The sequence below is a fragment of the Amycolatopsis sp. NPDC045836 genome, assembly GCF_056431745.1.
This window is the reverse complement of sequence record NZ_JBWKKF010000007.1, coordinates 106,311-122,278: the sequence shown is the minus strand read 5'-3', so window position 1 is coordinate 122,278 and position 15,968 is coordinate 106,311. Positions and strand designations below refer to the sequence as shown.

Sequence of the window (15,968 nt, the reverse complement as noted above, 5' to 3'; positions counted from 1 at the left end):
CGTGGCGATCGGCACGCGCACGCTCGCGGTGGCGGACCACCCCATCAATCCCAGGGGGTGGTGACGTGCTCGGGTCGGAGGCCGGTCAGGTGGTGACCGAGGCCGCCACCACCTACCAGGCCGTCGGCCAGCGCGGCGCCACGGGCTGGCCGGTGGGGGACCCGCGTGTCATCGCGGATCCCGGATCAGGCGAGCAGCAGCGGTGCGTCCCACCCGGTGACCGGGGGTTCGCCGGTGGCGTGGCAGTGGAGGGCGAGCGCGATGCCCGCCGCGCCCTCCAGGAAACCGGGGCGGTCGAGGGGGCGGACCGAACCGGGGTAGTCGTACCGGAAGCCGAACGGGGCCTCCGGGTCGTAGTCCTTCTCCAGCCGGACGGCGAGCTCGTCCGCGATGTCGGCGTAGTACCGGTCGCCGGTGTCGAACGCCATGCGCGAGGCGATCTGCAGCAGGCCCGCCCAGCCGTGGCACAGCCCGGAGTCGCGGATCGGGCTCGATCCGGCGAGCGCGATGCCGAAGGCACCGCGCAACGCGCCGTGCGCGGTCTCGTGCCACTCCTGGTCGTCCAGCACCTGGGCGGCGAGGAACAGCGCGCGCCCGATCCCGGCGGCGCCGTAGCACCACACCTCCCGGTACCGGCCGGGCGGCGAGGGCCCGTCGAGCGTGACCGAGTACGGCCAGAACGGCCCGGACCCGTCGTCGAGCCGCCAGGTCCGCAGCAGCGACAGGATGCGGTCCACGGCCTCGTCCTGCCGGGCCACCGCCACCCCGGCCCGCCGGGCGAGCGCGAGCAGCGCCAGCGGACCGGTGATGCCGTGTGCCATGCCGAAGTTGAGGTGGCCGCCCCGCTCCTCGGGCACCCCCGCGGTGTCGTGGTGGCTCCACCACGCCGGCACGCGCCGGCCGCCGACCTCGACGTCGTCCGCGACCGCGATGTCCACCAGCGTCGCCAGCACGTCGTCGAGGGCCGCCCGCAGCGCCGGGTCCCCGGTCGCCAGGCAGCGGGCCAGCAGGTGCCTGCCGACCCCGCTGATGCCCGAGGTGACGTCGTAACCCGACCACCCGCCGATCGCCAGGCCCCCGGCGATCCGCGCGCGGTCGCGTGCGGCCAGGGCGTGGCACTCCCGGCTGACCGCCGCGTCGAGCTGCGTGAGCACCGACTGGTAGGCGGCGGTCCCGTGGGCCGCCGCGTGCGCCGCGAACGCCACTGCCGAGATGCCGCCGAACAATCCGCCGCCCGAGGGCGGTGCCGTCGACGCGAGCGCCGCCCGCAGGTGTGCGTGGGCGAGCTCGCGCACACCCAGTTCGGCGAACAGCAGTGCCAGCGCCGGGTGGCCGTCGGACAGCGCGCCGGGGCTCCACAACGCGGCGTCCCCGGTGCCGGTGCGCAACGCGTTGCCGGGCGCGTCGGTGGTGGTCACCACCCGTTCGGGGTCGGCGAGCCGCTCGGCGAGTTCGGTCACCAGCCGCGTGGTCATCGGCGCTCCTGTCGTTCGCGGTCGCGCTGGACCTGCACGACCCCGCGGGCGATGGCGCAGGCGTCGCGTTCCGCGTCGATTCCGGTGCCGCTGAGGCGGTTGTGGTGCAGGTGGAGCACGGAGGCGATCGAGACCCTGTCTCCGGCCGCTTTTGCGTATTCCCGCAACCGTGGCGCACGCCGTGCCCAGCTGGCCAGCAGTTCGGGCTCGGCGGAATCGAGCAGGCGGACGGCTTCGCGCCGGTGCCGCTGGAACGCCCGGTGGTGCTCGTCCTTCGGGAAGGTGGCGAGCAGCCAGTCCTGCCACCCGTCACCGTGCAGGTGCCGGGCCAGGTCGAGGTGGTTGGCGGCGAGCAGCAGTTCCACCGGCAGGTCCAGCACCCCTTGGGCCAGCAGGGAAAGCTGCTCCAGCACGCTCTGCGAATCCGCGTGGAACGCGCGTTCGGCGGCTTCGATGGCGCCCGGCCCGCCGTACCGGGTGATCTCCGGCTGGTAGGTGCCCGTGGTCACCTCGGCGATCAGCCCGGCGTCGATCAGGCCGCCCGCCCAGTGGTGCACCAGGGGCAGCAGTTCGCCGTTGAGCCGCCCCGGTTCGCCGTGGAACCGCAGGCGCAGGTGGTGGGCCGGATCGGCGTAACGCAGGAAGAACCACCGGTCGCTGTGCGGCTGCGCCTGCGTCACCAGCGCGGGCAGGTGCCGGGTGAGCAGTTCGGTGTGCCTGCTCTTCTCGGCGTACACCTTGAGGTAGAGCCATTCCCCACCCGGCGGGTACGACCGGCTGAAGAACGCTCGCCGGGTGGGTTCCTCCCGCTTCGGCGGCGCCGGGCGCGTCGGCACCACCGGCACGACCACTTCGGCCGCGTGCCCACCGGCCCAACCCGAGCCGAACTCCCCGCCCGCGGGTTCTTCGCGCAGCACCAGGTCCGGGTGCTTCCGCAGATCGGCGCGCAGCAGGTCCAGCGCGGCGGGGGAGTCGAGGTCGAGCCGGATCCGCCGCTCGCCCTCGGTGGTGGCGTGCACGATGCGCGGCACGGACCGCTCGGCGCGCCAGCTTTCGAAGCGCCGCAACCACTCGCCACGATCGGCGGGCTCGCGCAACCGGGGGTCGGGCAGCCAGCGCGCCGGGCTGAGCACCGTGCGGCCGTACCGGACCCTGGGCAGGAAGGGCAGTTCGGCGGCGGCACCCCAGTGCCACAGCGGCCAGGGCGGGGTGTGGCTTTCGCCGATCTCGATCAGCAGGCGCACCGCGTTCGGCACGGCGAGCCGCGGGTTGAGCGAGTGGAAAACCTGGGGCACGACCTCCCGGCCGTCCGGCAGCGACACCACGGCGAACCGGTCGTGCTCGGCGGTGATGCCGAGGTCGTCGAGGCCCGGCTCGGCCGGGCGTTCGGCGTAGGCGCCGACCACCAACGCCCGGTCGCTCAGCCGGGGCACCTGCGTCACGTTGGCCATCCGGGGGTGCAGCGGCGGTGTGCGCAGTTGCGCCACCCCGGGACCGATCAGGTCCGCGGCCACCGCGGCGACCCTTTCCCGCAGCTGGGGGAGAAGCGGCAGGAACCGGCCGGACAGGGCACCGACCCGGGTGAAGTTGACGTCACCGCCGCCGACGAGCCGGAATTCCCCGCGGCACAGGGCGTCCTCGGAATCGGCGAGGAGCTGGGCGCAGATTTCCGCGTACGAACCCCGTTCGCCGGGATGCGCGAGCCGTTCGATGGTTTCTTCGTCCAGCAGCACTTCCCGCTCGCCCCGGGTCGCCAGGGCGAGCAGGACGGCGTCGCGTCCGGACTCACCGGGACGCTCGGGGCCGGGCGATCGCGGGCCCGGCGGCAGCAGGTAACCGGCAGGCGGCCCGAGGCCGCGGGCCGGATCGAGCAGTTCCTTGACACCGACCACGGTTCCCGTGCCGTAGCGGTCGATGAACTCCCGGCGGTAGGCCGCGAGGGGGTCGGCGGGAGCCAGGCGTGGTGGTGCCACCCGCCAGGCGACCTCGGCGGCCGAAACCAGTTCGTCCGCGACGGTGGTGGGCAGCACGAGGTCGGCGTCCATGCCGAGATCGACCTGCAGCAACTGGGCCTGGTCGTGGATACCGCGCATGGTGGCCGTCACGGTGCGCAGCGCGTCGTGGCCCTGGCCGACCGGAGCGGCGGCGTAGCGGCTCAGCTCGTCGCGGACCTTCGCCAGTTCCGGGTCGTGACCGCCGCGGGTGAGCACGTGCGCGATCGGATCGCCGGTGGTCGCGGGCGGGCGCAGGTCGGTGCACAGGAAGTCCAGCGACACCAGGCGGGTGATCAGCTCGGTGAGCACCTCCTCGCCCGCCCGCGGGAATTCCGCTTCGAGCCGCGCGAACAGTTCTCCGAAGGCGGTGGGGGAACGCGGCAGTGCGGTGCGCACCGGGTGCGTGTACCGGATGGTGCGTTCGCGGTCGTCCGGCCCCTGGACGCCGCTTTCCTCCGGCACCAGGGGGAGCACCAGCCGGTCGCCGCGTTCGAAGCACAGGTCGTTGCGAACCAGCCGGAGCCGGGGGAGCACGGCGGGCTCGGTTTCGCGGCCGCGGATCACCTCGGCCAGCCAGCTCAGGTCGACGCGGACGTGCTTGCGGTGCGCCGTGCCGAAGCGGACCTTCGGCTGCTCGCCGAACTCGGCCGCCGCCACCCCGGCCAGCAGGCCGAAGGGGGTGGGCCGCTGCGTCATCCTGGCCAGGTAGCGGTGGAGCGACTGGGTGGCGCGGCGCCGCCTGGCCGGATCGGTGAGCTCGCCGCTGGTGATCCGGTCCAGGGTGGCGGCCAGTGACGGGCTGGAAACCTCGATCGCCTCGCGGACGAACGGGTCGGCCCACGCTTCTTCGAGCGCTGGTTCACCGTCGCCGGGTGCTCGCGCCGAAAGCCGGACAACGGCGAAGTCGAGCGCCCGGAAGCGGATTGGCGGCAGGCCCGGGCGAACCGCTGGTTCGCCCGGGCCTGCACACGTCGATCGGCTCAGCACGATCCGGAGTGGGTGCAGGCGACCGACGTGCACGGGGAGGTGCAGGTGTTCAACGCGGCGGTGTCGTGCCCGGGGTGGTCCGCCAGGTGGACGGCCGCCCCGCCGAAGTGCTCGGCCCAGCCGGCCCCGACCGCTCCCTCGATCTTCAGGTCCAGATCGAATTCACCCATGGTGCTTCACTCCTTCACCTCGGCTTGGCGTCTGGTGGTGTGCATGACACCCGCCGGTCGCCGAGCCGTCAACGGAGTACAGCCACGGCTGAAACGTCACGCCGGTTACCCGGGCACCACCCGGGCCGGGCGCTTCTTCCGTTCGGTCAGCCACCACTCCGCGATCAGCAGCGGGACCACCCAGCCCGCCCAGGTGGTGATTCCGGCGATCGTCGTGGTGAAGAACCGCTCGTCGCCCGCGAACGTGGTTTCCAGTTGCGGGGCCAGCGAAATGCCGAAGACCACGCCCCAGAGCCGGTTGCTGATGATCGACATGGTCAGCGCGAAGCTGCGGACCATCCACCGCCGGTGGACCCCGAACCGGCGGGCGCGGGCCGCCCGGAACCCGGCGACCGTGCAGGTGAGCCACAGCACCGCGAGCAGCACGTTGCTCACCGACGCCACCGGCCCGAACGGGCTGACCAGTCCGATGGCGAAGGCCGAGACCCCGGCCGGGAGCACGCCGGCGAACACGTAGACCCGCCCCGCCCGGCGGTGCACCGCCGGGTACCGCTGCCGGAACCACGGCCAGATCTGCAGCACGCAGGTCACCATCGCCACGGAGGCGAACCCGACGTGCGCCACCAGCAGCGGGTAGAACCAGCCGAGCCCCGGTGGTGGCGGCACACGCGACCGGTCCGGGTCCAGGCCCAGGTAGGGCGGCAGGGAGAAGGCCAGGAAAGCCAGGACGACGAAGGCCAGCGGAACCACCCACGGCCGCCGCCACAGCGCCTCCTTCGCCGGCCGCCCGGTTCCCGGCGCCCGCTCCGTCATCGTCGTCATGCCACTCCTTGCCACTCGCGCGATACGTCGTACGCAGGGAACGGTAGGGAGGCGACGCCGGTGTCACCATGATTTTCGCCGGATATCCGGGAGGTCCCTGAACCCGTATCAGCATCGGCGGGCATCCGTACTAGTACGCTTCGGCTATGACGGACGAAGGTGCACCCTACGCGCGCATCGTGGCGGACATCCGAGCCCAGATCACCTCCGGCCGGCTCCGCGCGGGTGACCGGGTGCCGTCCACCCGCGCGCTCGTGCGTGACTGGGGAGTGGCGATGGCCACCGCCACCAAGGCGCTGGCCACCCTCCGTGACCAGGGCTGGGTGCGCACGGTGCCGGGTAGCGGGACCGTGGTCGCCGAACGCGCCCAGGCCCGGCACGCGCTCGGCGTCGAACGAGCCGGGAGCAGGCCGGGGGCCTCGGGGCTGAGCCGCGACCGGCTGGTGCGGGCCGCGATCGCGCTCGCGGACACCGAAGGCAGCGGCGCGCTGTCCATGCGCAGGCTCGCCGCGGAACTCGGCGTCGGGCCGATGTCGCTGTACCGGCACGTGCCGGACAAGGAAGAACTGCTCCGCCTGATGGCCGACGCCGCGCTCAGCCGGGAGAAGCTGCCCGAGCGCGGCCCGGCCGGGTGGCGCGCGAAGCTGGAGTTGTGTGCCCGGCTGCAGTGGCGTGCCTACCAGCGGCACCCGTGGCTGGCCACGGTGGCGCTCAACTCACTCGTGCACCCGCCGGTGCTGGTGGCCGGGCTCCACCAGCTGGACTGGGCCCTGCGTGCGGTGAGCGGCCTCGGCCTGGACCACCGCACGATGATGCACCTGGTCATCACGCTCAACGGCTACGTCGGCGGCCTCGCGGTGACCAGCGCCCTCGAGTTCGAGGCCGAACTGGACACCGGCATCACCGGTGCCCAGCGCTACGCCGCGGACCACGCGACGCTGGACGGGCTCCTCGGCTCGGGCCGGTTCCCCGTGCTGGCCCGGGTCGCCGGCGACCTGCCGAACTCGATGCCCCTGACCGAGCTGTTCGAGTTCGGCCTGCAACGCCAGCTCGACGGCATCGCCGCACTGGTCGCGCGCTGATCAGCTCTTCGGCACGGCGACCGCGTCGTACGGCGTGGCCGGGGTCGGCGGGGTGGTGAACCTGGCGTTGGGCAGGTACAGGCGGTTGCCGTGCGCGGCGACCGTGGTGGGCACGTCGAACCGCGGATCGGTGATCCGCTCCCGCAGCTCCGCCTCGCTGCCGTCCTTGGCGACGGTGAACACGGCGACGGCGTTGGACCTGTTCTGCACCACGTACAGCGTGCGCCCCCGGAGCAGCAGGCCGTCCCCGTTGACCAGCGACTCGCCACCGAGGTCGACCAGCTCGGTCACCCCGGTCCGCTTGTCCACCAGGTGCAGTTGCGCGGTGTTGCTCTGCACGACCAGCAGCGAGCGCCGGTCGGGGGTTTCGGCGATGCCGTTCGCGTTGATGGCGCCGGGCGTCACGACGAAGGCGCCGGTGAGCGGCAGGGTGGTGTGGGTGTCCGGCAGCTTGCCGTGCTTGCCGAGGGCGACCCGGTAGAGCACGGCCTTGCGGGAGTCGGTGAAGTACGCCGCTTCGTCGGTGAGCACGACGTCGTTGACGAAGGTGTCGGCGTCGGCGGCGAATTCATAGGTTTTGATCAGTTTCCCGGTTTTCGCGTCCACCACCCGCGCGTCCCCGCCGACCCCACCGGCGACGAACAGCCGGTGGTGCTTGTCGGCCTTCAGCCCGACCGACGGGGTGCCGGGGCCCTGGCTGAACACCTCGCCCTTCCCGGTGCGCAGGTCGACGCGGAACAGGTCACCGTCGGCGCGGGAGCCGAAGTAGGCGGTGGGGGCGTGCCCGATCGCGATGCCCTCGGGCAGGAATCCGTCGGGCAGCGGGAATTCGGTGGGGTAGGGGTGCGGGGGCGCGGCGGTGGCTGGCGCGGTGGTCACCAGTGAGACGCCGAGGAGCACGGCGGCGAGCGCGCCGGAGGTGCGGGACATGCTTCTCCCTAGGGGCTGCGAGCCTGCTGGCAGGAAGCAGTCTCCCGCTTCGGCGGGGTTGGCGAAAGCGCTGTTCGGCGGCTGTGGTCCCGGGTGCGGGAGCGGGACCACAGCCTTCGCCGGCCGGGTCAGCCGGCGTCCGGGAGGTGGATGTCGGTGATGCGGACGTCCACCACCTCGACGTCGAGACCGAGGAACTGCTCGAGGGCGTCGATCACGTCGACGCGCAACTGCCCGGCGAGCGCCTTGACCGCGTGACCGAACACGATCACCAGCGAGACCCGGACGGTGACGACGTCGCCGTTGACACCGACCGAAACGCTTTCGCTGAGGTCGTGCACCCCTTCGGCCTTGCGGGCCACCAGGTCCACCACCTTCGCGACGACCTCGTCGTCGACCGAGGTGGTGCCGCGCGTGGCCGCGGCGGCCCGAACCGGAACGACCGGCTCGACGAGCGCGGTGTCCTCTTCGTCCTCTTCGGTGATGGCCGCCTGGTTCTCGGCGTTCTCTCCGGTGATGGTGGCCTCGTTCTCGGGGCTCTCGTCCTCGTCGGCGAGGTCTTCGTCTTCGGTGTTGGCGGTCTGGTCGGCGGGGCTGTCCTCGGTGAGGTCCTCGTCTTCTTCGGTGTTCTCCGCGGTGTCTTCGTCGGTGGTTTCGGCTTTGTCTCGGGTGGTGTCGGTGTGGTCCTCGACGCGGGTGGTGTCGTCCTGATCCGGAGTGGCCGCGGCCACCTCGTCGGCGGTGCGGCCCGCGGTCTCGCCCACCGCGGTCTGCCCGCCCGCGATCGTTGTGGTACCAGGGCTTTCGGGCCTGGACGTGCGGCCGAAGATGCTGTTGACGACCTCGGACATGTTTCCCCTTTTCGGGTGCGACGGCTTCGGGCGGGCGCGAACCGGCTCCCACCGCGGGATTTCCCGTCTCCCAGCGGAGTTCGGTTCGTCCTGGCACCGCAGTGGTAGGGCCTCGGCGGCACCGCCGTCAAGACCTTCGCCGGAACTTCGGTGCCATGACACCGAACCGCAACCGAGGTGGGGGTGTAGCGGGTGCCACCAACCGGCGTCGGGCCGTCGCCACCGCGGATCCGGGTACTGACCGGGTGGCTGGCGGGCGGGGCGCACGGCGATGCTTGCCCCGAGCGATTCAAGATCCGCAGAACAGAAGGAAAAGCATGTCGAAGATGGATGCTGTGCGCCGCAAATTGGTTCGTGCCGCCGGTGCCGCGCTGGTGGGAACCGTGTGCGCGCTCGCGGTGCCCGGCAGCGCCGGTGCCGTGGTGAACGGGCAGAACTCCACCGAGCGCTACGAATTCATGGCCTCGATCCCGGAGGTGGTGCCGGAGCTGAACAACGCCAAGGGGGTGTGCGGGGCGGTGCTGGTCCACCCGCGGTGGGTGGTGACCGCGGCGCACTGCGTCGACCCGGAGAACAACCCGGCGAAGCCGGAGGGGACCGTGCGCATCGGCAGCCAGCGGCGGACCTCCGGCGGCACCGTGCGCGCGATCGACGGCTGGGTGCGGCACCCGGGTTACCGGCCGGGCGAGCCGAACCAGCACGACATCGCGCTGGTGCGCCTGAGCCGCCCGGTCTCCGAGCAGCCGATCCGCGTCGCCGAGCGGCCCGGCCGCCCCGGCACGCCGACCCGCGTGCTCGGCTTCGGCACCACGGTCGACACCGCCGACATCGACAAGGCGGTGTTCCCCGAACGGCTCCAGCAGCTCGGCACCCGCCGCGGGGCGCGGTCGGAGTGCTCGCCCGGCTACGCGGACTCGACCCGGCTGTGCACGGTCAGCCGCAAGCCCGGCGCGATGGCGTGCATGGGTGACTCCGGCGGGCCGCAGGTCCAGCGCGGGAAGGGTGGCCGGTGGGAGCTGATCGGCGTCACCTCCGGTCCCGGTGACAACGACGTGCCGTGCGCCAACGGGCCCGGCCTCTACACCAGCGTGCCCGCCTACGCCGACTGGATCCACCGCACCATCCACGGGCGCGGCTGAGTCAGGAGTTCCGCAGGCGGGTCAGCTCCGCGGTCGTGCTGGCCGACGCCCTGTCCAGGAACCGGTGCACGACGTCGAGTTCGGCCTCGGTGAACTCGGCGAGGTCGTCCGACGTCAGCGCGGACAGGCCGTCGTAGTAGGACCGCACCCTCGCCAGCCCCTCCGTGGTGGGTTCGATCAGCACCCGCCGCCGGTCACCGGGGTCCGCGACCCTCTTGATGCAGCCGGCGGCGTCGAGCCGGTCGATCATCCGGGAAACGGAGCCCGGTGTGAGCGCCACCGAGCCCGCCAGTTCGCTCGCCGTCGCCGGGCCGTGCCGGTTCAGCGCGTCCAAGCAGTGCAGGTCACTGACCGTGACCCCCATCCGGGTGGCGATCAGGGCGTTGAGCTGGGAGATCGCCCTGCCCCAAGCCGGCATCACCGCCAGCACCCGCTCCGCTGCCGTCGTTCGCCGCCCGTTGCTCATCCGCGTCCATTCCGTCCGTGGGCTTGCCTTCGCCGACCCTAGGCGAGTAGCTTGCGTCGCGCAAATGGTGCGTTGCGCAACTAGTGCGAGACGCAATGAACAAGGGAGCAAGCCATGACGATGGCACTGGGGGACCACCGGATCGGTGTGCACGGACTCACCGCGGACTACCTGACCGACCCCGTCGGCATCGATGAGCCGACCCCGGCACTGGCCTGGAAGATCACGGCGACCGGCTCCGGCGTGGTGCAGGCCGCGTACCGGATCCGGGCGGCGTCCCGGCGTGACCTGCTGGAGCAGGACCGGCCCGACCTGTGGGACACCGGCCGGGTGGGGTCCCGCCGGCAGGTCGACGTCCCCTACGCCGGTGAGTCGCTCGGGTCCCGCGACCAGGTGTTCTGGCAGGTCCGCAGTTGGGCCGGGGACGGCACCACTTCCCCGTGGAGCCCGGTGGCGCGGTGGGAACTGGGACTGCTGGAGCCCGGCGATTGGGCCGCGTCGTGGATCACCGGCCCCGAGTCCGCACCCGGCTCGGCGGACCGGCCGATGCCGATCTTCGCCAAGGGATTCACCGTGGCGGAATCCCACGACGTCCTGCGCGCCCGGCTGTACGTTTCCGGTCTCGGGCTCTACGAAGCGCGGCTGAACGGCGAGAAGGTGGGCGAGGACTTCCTGACTCCGACCGCGACGGCGTACGGCTCCCGTGCCCTCTACCGGACCTACGACGTCGCTCACCAGCTCCGGTACGGGGCCAACCGCATCGGCGTGATGCTCGGCAACGGCCTGTTCAACGTTCCCGAGAAGGACGGCCGGTACTGGGCTTCGGTGGCGTGGGAGTCCGCGATCGTCAACGGCGATCCCGTTCGCCTGACCGGCCGGCCGCAGCTGATCGCGCAGCTGGAGATCGAGTACTCCGACGGGAGCCGTCAGACGATCGCCAGCGATTCGTCCTGGTCGGTCCACGACGGGCCGATCTCCTTCTCCGGCTGGTACGGCGGTGAGGACTTCGATGCGCGGAACTGGCCGTCCGATTGGGACCGGCCCGAGGGGGACCTCACGGCCTGGCGGCCCGCGACCGCCGTTCCGTCGCCGGCGGCGGTGCTCAGCGCGCAGTTCGAACCGCCCATCAGGGCAGTCGAGCGGCTGAGCCCGCAGGAGATCCGTGAGCCGGCGCCCGGTGTCCACGTGTTCGACTTCGGCACGAACTTCGTCGGGTGGCCGGAAATCGCGGTGCGGGGTGCGGCGGGCACCACGATCTCCCTGCGTCCCGGCTGGTACCTGGCCGAGGACGGCAGCGTGAGCCAGGCCGGTATGGCGGGCTGGCAGGCCGGGGCGGACATCGTCGACAACTGCACGCTCGCCGGGCACGGCGGCACCGAGGTCTGGCACCCGCGGTTCAGCTACCACGGGTTCCGCTACCTCGAGGTGCGCGGCCTGCCCGCACCGCCGACGGCGGAGACGGTGACGGGCGTCGTGTTGCACGCGGTGAACCCGGTCGCCGGCCGGTTCCGGAGTTCCCACCGGCTGCTCGACGAGATCCACCGCATCTGCCGCCGCAGCGCCCGCGGCGCCATGCTCGGCCCGCTCCTGCCCGCCGACCCGAACCGGGAGAAAGCGGGGTGGGGCAATTCGAGCGCGTGCCAGTTCGAGTGGTACGCCCGCAGCTTCGACTTCGCCGCCTACACCAGGGCGCTGGCCAGGGACTGCGTCGACGGCCAGCGTGCGGACGGCGAGATACCCGGGGTGGTGCCCGACCCGACGGGGCGCTGGTACGTCGGCGACCCCAACTGGAGCGGCGCCCTGCTGGTGCAGGCGCACCAGAGCTACCTGGTCTACGGCGACGGCGCCACGCTCCGCCGCCACTACGACGCGATGCGGCGCTACTTCGCCCGCCTCGAGTCACGGGAGGCGGACGGCATCCTGCCGGGTGGTCCGATGTCGGCGGGGTTCTTCGGCGACTGGTTCTACCCGGGGCAGCACTGGGCGGATCCGTTCAACCCCGCGAACGCGCACTTCACCCCGCCGGAGGTAACGGCCACCTGGGGCTACTGGAGGTGTGCCCGCGCCATGGCGGCGGCCGCGGCCGTCAGCGGCCGCGAAGCGGAAGCCGCCGCGTATGAGCGCAAGGCGTCGGCGATCGTCGCGGCGTTCCGCCGTGCCTTCTTCAACTCCCGCGAGGGCACCTTCGCCACGGGTACCCAGACGGCGGCTGCCTTGGCGCTCGACCTGGGGGCACCCGGCCCGGCCGACCGGGAACGCGTCCTCGAGCGCTTGATCGAGGACATCAGGGCGGCGGGGAACCACTTCAACGTCGGCATCATCGGGCTGCCGGTGCTCATCCGCGTCCTGTCCGACGCCGGGCGCGACGACGTCGTCCACGATGCCGCGCTGCAGGAGTCGTACCCGAGCTACGGGTACTGGCTCAGCCGGGGAGCGACTTCCGTTCCGGAGCACTGGGACTGGACCTACGGCGACCTCGGCTCCGCGGACACCACCATCTTCGGCGGGCTCGACTCGTGGTTCACCCGGGGGGTGGCCGGTATCCGGGCCGAGGCTGACGCGGTCGCCTACGACCGGATCGTGATCGCTCCCGGTGTGTCGGACGCGTACAGCGAGGCGAGCGGCAGCCTGGAGACGGTGCGCGGGACCATCCGGAGCGCGTGGCGGCGCACCGGCGGCAAGCTGACCATCGACGTCGAAATCCCCGCCAACACCACGGCACGGGTCGTCGTGCCACGACCGGCGGAGGACGCCGAGGTGACCGCCCCCGCCGATGCCGGGCGGCTCACCTCCGGCGATACCCACGTGAGCTACAGGATCGGCAGCGGGGCGTGGACGTTCACGGTCGTTCCGGCGATCACAGAGTGATCCGGGCTTCGCTCATCAAGGTCGTGGTCCTTCAGGTGAATTCGGCGATCAAGCCGTCGATGACGCTGCGGGAGAAATCGCTGTCGTCGTCCGGGGTGACGATGGTGACCAGCGCCAGGCCCGCCCCCACGACGGTGATCGGGTGCGGGTCGAAGGCCATGCCCCTGGCGTAGGGGTCCTGCTGGACCAGCGCCTCGAACCGCGGGGCCGGGCAGGGCTGGTAGAACAGCGCGAACGGACCGGCGGCCGAGTCCGGTACCTCGTAGCCGTGCTCGTCCCAGTCCGTGAGCATCCGCTCGTCCCTGGCGACCAGCACCTCACCCCGCGCCTCGGGAATGCGGGTCTCGCGCCACGTCACGAACGGCGACCGCGCCGGATCACCGGCCGAGACCCGCAGGTCCGGCCACCGGGCTGCCCACTGCTCCAGGAACCGGCTGATGGCTGGCCCGGCGGGCCCCGCGGTGAGCACGACGGTGTCGAAACCAGTGATCACGGTGACTCCCTCCTCACGCGGCGAGGTTACGCCGCCGGAGCAGCCGACAGGCAAAGTTGCCTTGACAAAATCTTTTGTCAGTGAGACGGTGGCTCCATGGACGAAGTCGCCGTGATCGCGGACGTCGCAGCCGCCGAGGCCCTGCTCAGCCCGCTGCGCAGGCGGCTGCTCGCCGAGCTGGCCCGGCCGGGCTCGGCGGCTGGGCTCGCCCGGCTGGTCCCGCTGTCCCGGCAGAAGGTCAACCACCACCTGCACGTGCTCGAACGGCACGGGCTGCTCCACCTGGTGGCGGAGAACCGCCGGGGCAACGCCACCGAACGCCGGTTGCGGGCGACCGCCGCCGCGTACGTCATTTCGCCGAGCGTGCTCGGGTCGCTCGAACCGTGCCCCGAGCAACTGCACGGGGCCCCGCCGGCTCGGCGGCTGCTCGCCGTCGCGGCTCGGCTGGTGCGGGAGGTCGGGGAGCTGGCCGCCGATCCGCACGCCGGGGCGTTCGGGCGGGATCGGGTGCTTTCCTTCGCCACGCCGGCCGATGGCGCGGCGTTCACGGAGGAACTGACCGCGGCGGCGGACGCACTGGCCGTGAAGTACCACGGCGGGTCACGGGGCCGGGACCACCGGCTGGTCCTCGCCGTCCATCCGAAGGTCCGGGGAAACACCACTGCATTGGAGGAGAAATGAGCGGAATCGCCAACGAAGAAACCAGCTTGTTCCTGGTGGAACGAAGCCTGGTGGACCGCGAGATCCCGGCGGGCCCGGGGCGTGCCGCCGTGCTCGGGCGCCGATTCCAGGCGCCCGTGGAAAAGGTCTGGGCAGCATTCACCACCCCCGATCGGATCGACCGCTTCTTCCTGCCGCTCAGCGGTGATCTGCGCGAGGGCGGCGACTACGCCTTCGCGGGTCAGGCGAGCGGGAAGATCCTGGTCTGCGATGCACCGAACGTGCTGCGCGTGAGCTGGCACCCGCCGGACCGCGACACCGTCGACCAGGTGGAGGTGCGGCTCACCGCGGACGGGCCGGAGGCGACCTGGCTCGAATTGGAGCACGCTTCGGTCGCCGATGTCTTCCACACCGATCTCACGGCGGACAAGTACAGCCCGGCGCTCGGCTGGGAGGCCCCGCTGCACTACCTCGGGGAATACCTGCGCGGGGTGCTGCCGGACCGCCCGGCCATGGAATGGTTCGCCTTCGACGAGGCGGAGGAAATCCGGATGGCCAAGCTCCGGGCCCCGGAGTGGGTCAAGGCCGAAAACCGGTACCGCGATTCCGGACCGGCGAATGAATGAGTTGCCGGCCCCCGGGAAAACGGCGGACGGTGCCGCCCCGCCGAACGGTTTCCGCCTTTTCCTGCACGTACTGGTCAACACCGCCGTTGCCAACGTCACCACGAGCTTCCTGTGGTTCGGCCTGACCTTCTGGATCTACGCCGAAACGCGCAACGTGATCACCACCGGCGTGATCGGCGCCGCGTACATGCTCTTCGTGGCTTTGTTCAGCATGTTCTTCGGCACCCTGGTCGACCGCTTCCGCAAGAAGCCGGTGATGGTGTGGTCCACCGTCATCGCGCTGTCGGTGTTCGTCCTCGACGGGCTGTTCTTCCTCGTCGTCGGTGACCGGGCGATCGCCGATCTCGGGCGGCCCTGGTTCTGGGTGTTCGCCGTGGTCATGCTCGCCGGCGCGGTGGTGGCGCAACTGCGCAACATCGCGCTGTCGACCACGGTGACCCTGCTCGTGCCGGACGAGCGCCACGCCAACGCGAACGGGCTCGTCGGCGCCGTGCAGGGCCTGGCGATGCTGGTCACCAGTGTGTTCAGCGGCCTGGCGGTCGGCTTCCTCGGCATGGGGTGGACGCTGGTCATCGGCATCTCGGCGCTCGGGCTCACCCTGCTGCACCTGCTCGGCGTGCGCGTCCCCGAACGCGGAGTCGCCCGCAGCGGCCAGCCTGCCAAGTGGGTCGACGTCCGCGGCGGGTGGGCGGCCGTCACCGCCGCCCCCGGGTTGTTCGCGCTGGTGCTGTTCACCACGCTGAACAACATCGTCGGCGGGGTGTCCATGGCCCTGATGGACCCCTACGGCATCGAGTTGTTCGGGGTGCAGAACTGGGGCATCTGGTTCGCGGTCGCGTCGACGGGCCTGTTCGCCGGTGGGGCGCTGATCGGCGCGAAGGGACTCGGCACGCGGCCGATCCGCACCATGCTGCTCGTCGCCGCGCTCATCGGCGTGCTCGGTGCGGTCTTCGGCATCCGCGAGTGGGGCTGGCTGTTCGTCACCGGGCTGTGGCTGATCATGGCGCTGGTCCCGGCCATCGAAGCCGCGGAGCAGACCGTCATCCAGCGCGTCGTGCCCTACGAGAAGCAGGGCCGGGTGTTCGGTTTCGCCTCCACCTTCGAAGCCGCGGCGGCGCCGGTGACCTCGCTGCTGATCGCCCCCATCGCCGAACTGTGGGTGATCCCGCACCTGCGCACCGACGCCGGGCGGCAGCAGTGGGAATGGCTGCTGGGCACCGGGGACTCACGCGGGATCGCCCTGCTCTTCGTGGCCGCCGGTCTCGCCTGCACCGCTCTGGCCCTGGTGGCGTTGTGCACGCCGCAGTACCGCCTGCTCGCCGACCGCTACCGGACGACGGCTCCGGAGGACGTCCGGGACGACTCGGTGAGCGGGCACCAGCCGGCCCCGTGACCTTGCTGACCG

At 71.8% G+C, this 15,968-nt stretch carries 14 protein-coding genes; 6 read left to right on the top strand and 8 right to left on the bottom strand.

Going from position 1 to position 15,968, the window contains the following annotated elements:
• Positions 1 to 185: 185 nt before the first annotated feature.
• The 4 genes from AC07EG_RS14910 to AC07EG_RS14895 form a co-directional block, all read right to left on the bottom strand.
• Positions 186 to 1,475 carry a lanthionine synthetase C family protein gene (locus AC07EG_RS14910; protein ID WP_478253640.1) on the bottom strand — a complete coding sequence of 430 codons (1,290 nt, stop codon included), beginning with the start codon at positions 1,473 to 1,475 and terminating at the stop codon, positions 186 to 188.
• The gene (locus tag AC07EG_RS14905) at positions 1,472 to 4,456 is read right to left on the bottom strand and encodes a lantibiotic dehydratase (protein ID WP_478253639.1); all 2,985 of its coding nucleotides are present in this window, start codon (positions 4,454 to 4,456) and stop codon (positions 1,472 to 1,474) included. Before AC07EG_RS14905 ends, AC07EG_RS14910 begins: the two co-directional genes overlap by 4 nt.
• The gene (locus AC07EG_RS14900; RefSeq protein ID WP_478253638.1) at positions 4,450 to 4,626 is read right to left on the bottom strand and encodes a hypothetical protein; all 177 of its coding nucleotides are present in this window, start codon (positions 4,624 to 4,626) and stop codon (positions 4,450 to 4,452) included. Before AC07EG_RS14900 ends, AC07EG_RS14905 begins: the two co-directional genes overlap by 7 nt.
• Before the next feature lie 105 nt (positions 4,627 to 4,731).
• Positions 4,732 to 5,448, bottom strand: a complete 717-nt coding sequence (locus AC07EG_RS14895; protein ID WP_478253637.1) for a DUF2306 domain-containing protein — start codon at positions 5,446 to 5,448, stop codon at positions 4,732 to 4,734.
• Between the two features lie 146 nt (positions 5,449 to 5,594).
• Between AC07EG_RS14895 and AC07EG_RS14890 the strand changes: the two genes are divergently transcribed.
• Positions 5,595 to 6,530, top strand: coding sequence for a GntR family transcriptional regulator (locus tag AC07EG_RS14890; RefSeq protein ID WP_478253636.1), 936 nt, complete (start codon positions 5,595 to 5,597; stop codon positions 6,528 to 6,530).
• Here the strand turns inward: AC07EG_RS14890 and AC07EG_RS14885 are convergent, their stop codons facing one another.
• Together AC07EG_RS14885 and AC07EG_RS14880 are read right to left on the bottom strand one after the other, a co-directional pair.
• The gene (locus AC07EG_RS14885) at positions 6,531 to 7,460 is read right to left on the bottom strand and encodes an SMP-30/gluconolactonase/LRE family protein (RefSeq protein ID WP_478253635.1); all 930 of its coding nucleotides are present in this window, start codon (positions 7,458 to 7,460) and stop codon (positions 6,531 to 6,533) included. It abuts the gene before it with no gap.
• 128 nt (positions 7,461 to 7,588) lie between these two features.
• The gene (locus tag AC07EG_RS14880) at positions 7,589 to 8,311 is read right to left on the bottom strand and encodes an Asp23/Gls24 family envelope stress response protein (RefSeq protein WP_478253634.1); all 723 of its coding nucleotides are present in this window, start codon (positions 8,309 to 8,311) and stop codon (positions 7,589 to 7,591) included.
• Between the two features lie 326 nt (positions 8,312 to 8,637).
• Here AC07EG_RS14880 and AC07EG_RS14875 point away from each other — a divergent pair, with 326 nt between their 5' ends.
• Positions 8,638 to 9,450 carry a S1 family peptidase gene (locus AC07EG_RS14875; protein WP_478253633.1) on the top strand — a complete coding sequence of 271 codons (813 nt, stop codon included), beginning with the start codon at positions 8,638 to 8,640 and terminating at the stop codon, positions 9,448 to 9,450.
• A 1-nt stretch (position 9,451) separates the two neighbouring features.
• Here AC07EG_RS14875 and AC07EG_RS14870 read toward each other — a convergent pair whose 3' ends face one another.
• Positions 9,452 to 9,916: a MarR family winged helix-turn-helix transcriptional regulator gene (locus tag AC07EG_RS14870; protein WP_478253632.1), complete on the bottom strand. Its 465-nt coding sequence runs from the start codon at positions 9,914 to 9,916 to the stop codon at positions 9,452 to 9,454.
• Between the two features lie 114 nt (positions 9,917 to 10,030).
• On the opposite strand from AC07EG_RS14870, the gene AC07EG_RS14865 reads away from it, so the two are divergent.
• On the top strand, positions 10,031 to 12,784 hold the full coding sequence (locus AC07EG_RS14865; protein ID WP_478253631.1) for a family 78 glycoside hydrolase catalytic domain: 2,754 nt from the start codon (positions 10,031 to 10,033) through the stop codon (positions 12,782 to 12,784).
• Between the two features lie 31 nt (positions 12,785 to 12,815).
• Here AC07EG_RS14865 and AC07EG_RS14860 read toward each other — a convergent pair whose 3' ends face one another.
• Complete coding sequence (locus tag AC07EG_RS14860; RefSeq protein ID WP_478253630.1) at positions 12,816 to 13,277, bottom strand: hypothetical protein; 462 nt, start codon at positions 13,275 to 13,277, stop codon at positions 12,816 to 12,818.
• A 96-nt stretch (positions 13,278 to 13,373) separates the two neighbouring features.
• Between AC07EG_RS14860 and AC07EG_RS14855 the strand changes: the two genes are divergently transcribed.
• From AC07EG_RS14855 to AC07EG_RS14845, 3 genes are read left to right on the top strand one after another with little or no spacing between them, the layout of a single operon-like run.
• Positions 13,374 to 13,958, top strand: a complete 585-nt coding sequence (locus tag AC07EG_RS14855) for a helix-turn-helix domain-containing protein (protein ID WP_478253629.1) — start codon at positions 13,374 to 13,376, stop codon at positions 13,956 to 13,958.
• Positions 13,955 to 14,563, top strand: a complete 609-nt coding sequence (locus tag AC07EG_RS14850) for an SRPBCC domain-containing protein (RefSeq protein WP_478253628.1) — start codon at positions 13,955 to 13,957, stop codon at positions 14,561 to 14,563. The genes AC07EG_RS14855 and AC07EG_RS14850 overlap by 4 nt, the downstream gene beginning before the upstream one ends.
• Positions 14,556 to 15,956 (top strand): MFS transporter, encoded by a 1,401-nt coding sequence (locus AC07EG_RS14845; RefSeq protein ID WP_478253627.1) that lies wholly within the window; start codon positions 14,556 to 14,558, stop codon positions 15,954 to 15,956. The genes AC07EG_RS14850 and AC07EG_RS14845 overlap by 8 nt, the downstream gene beginning before the upstream one ends.
• Positions 15,957 to 15,968 lie beyond the last annotated feature (12 nt).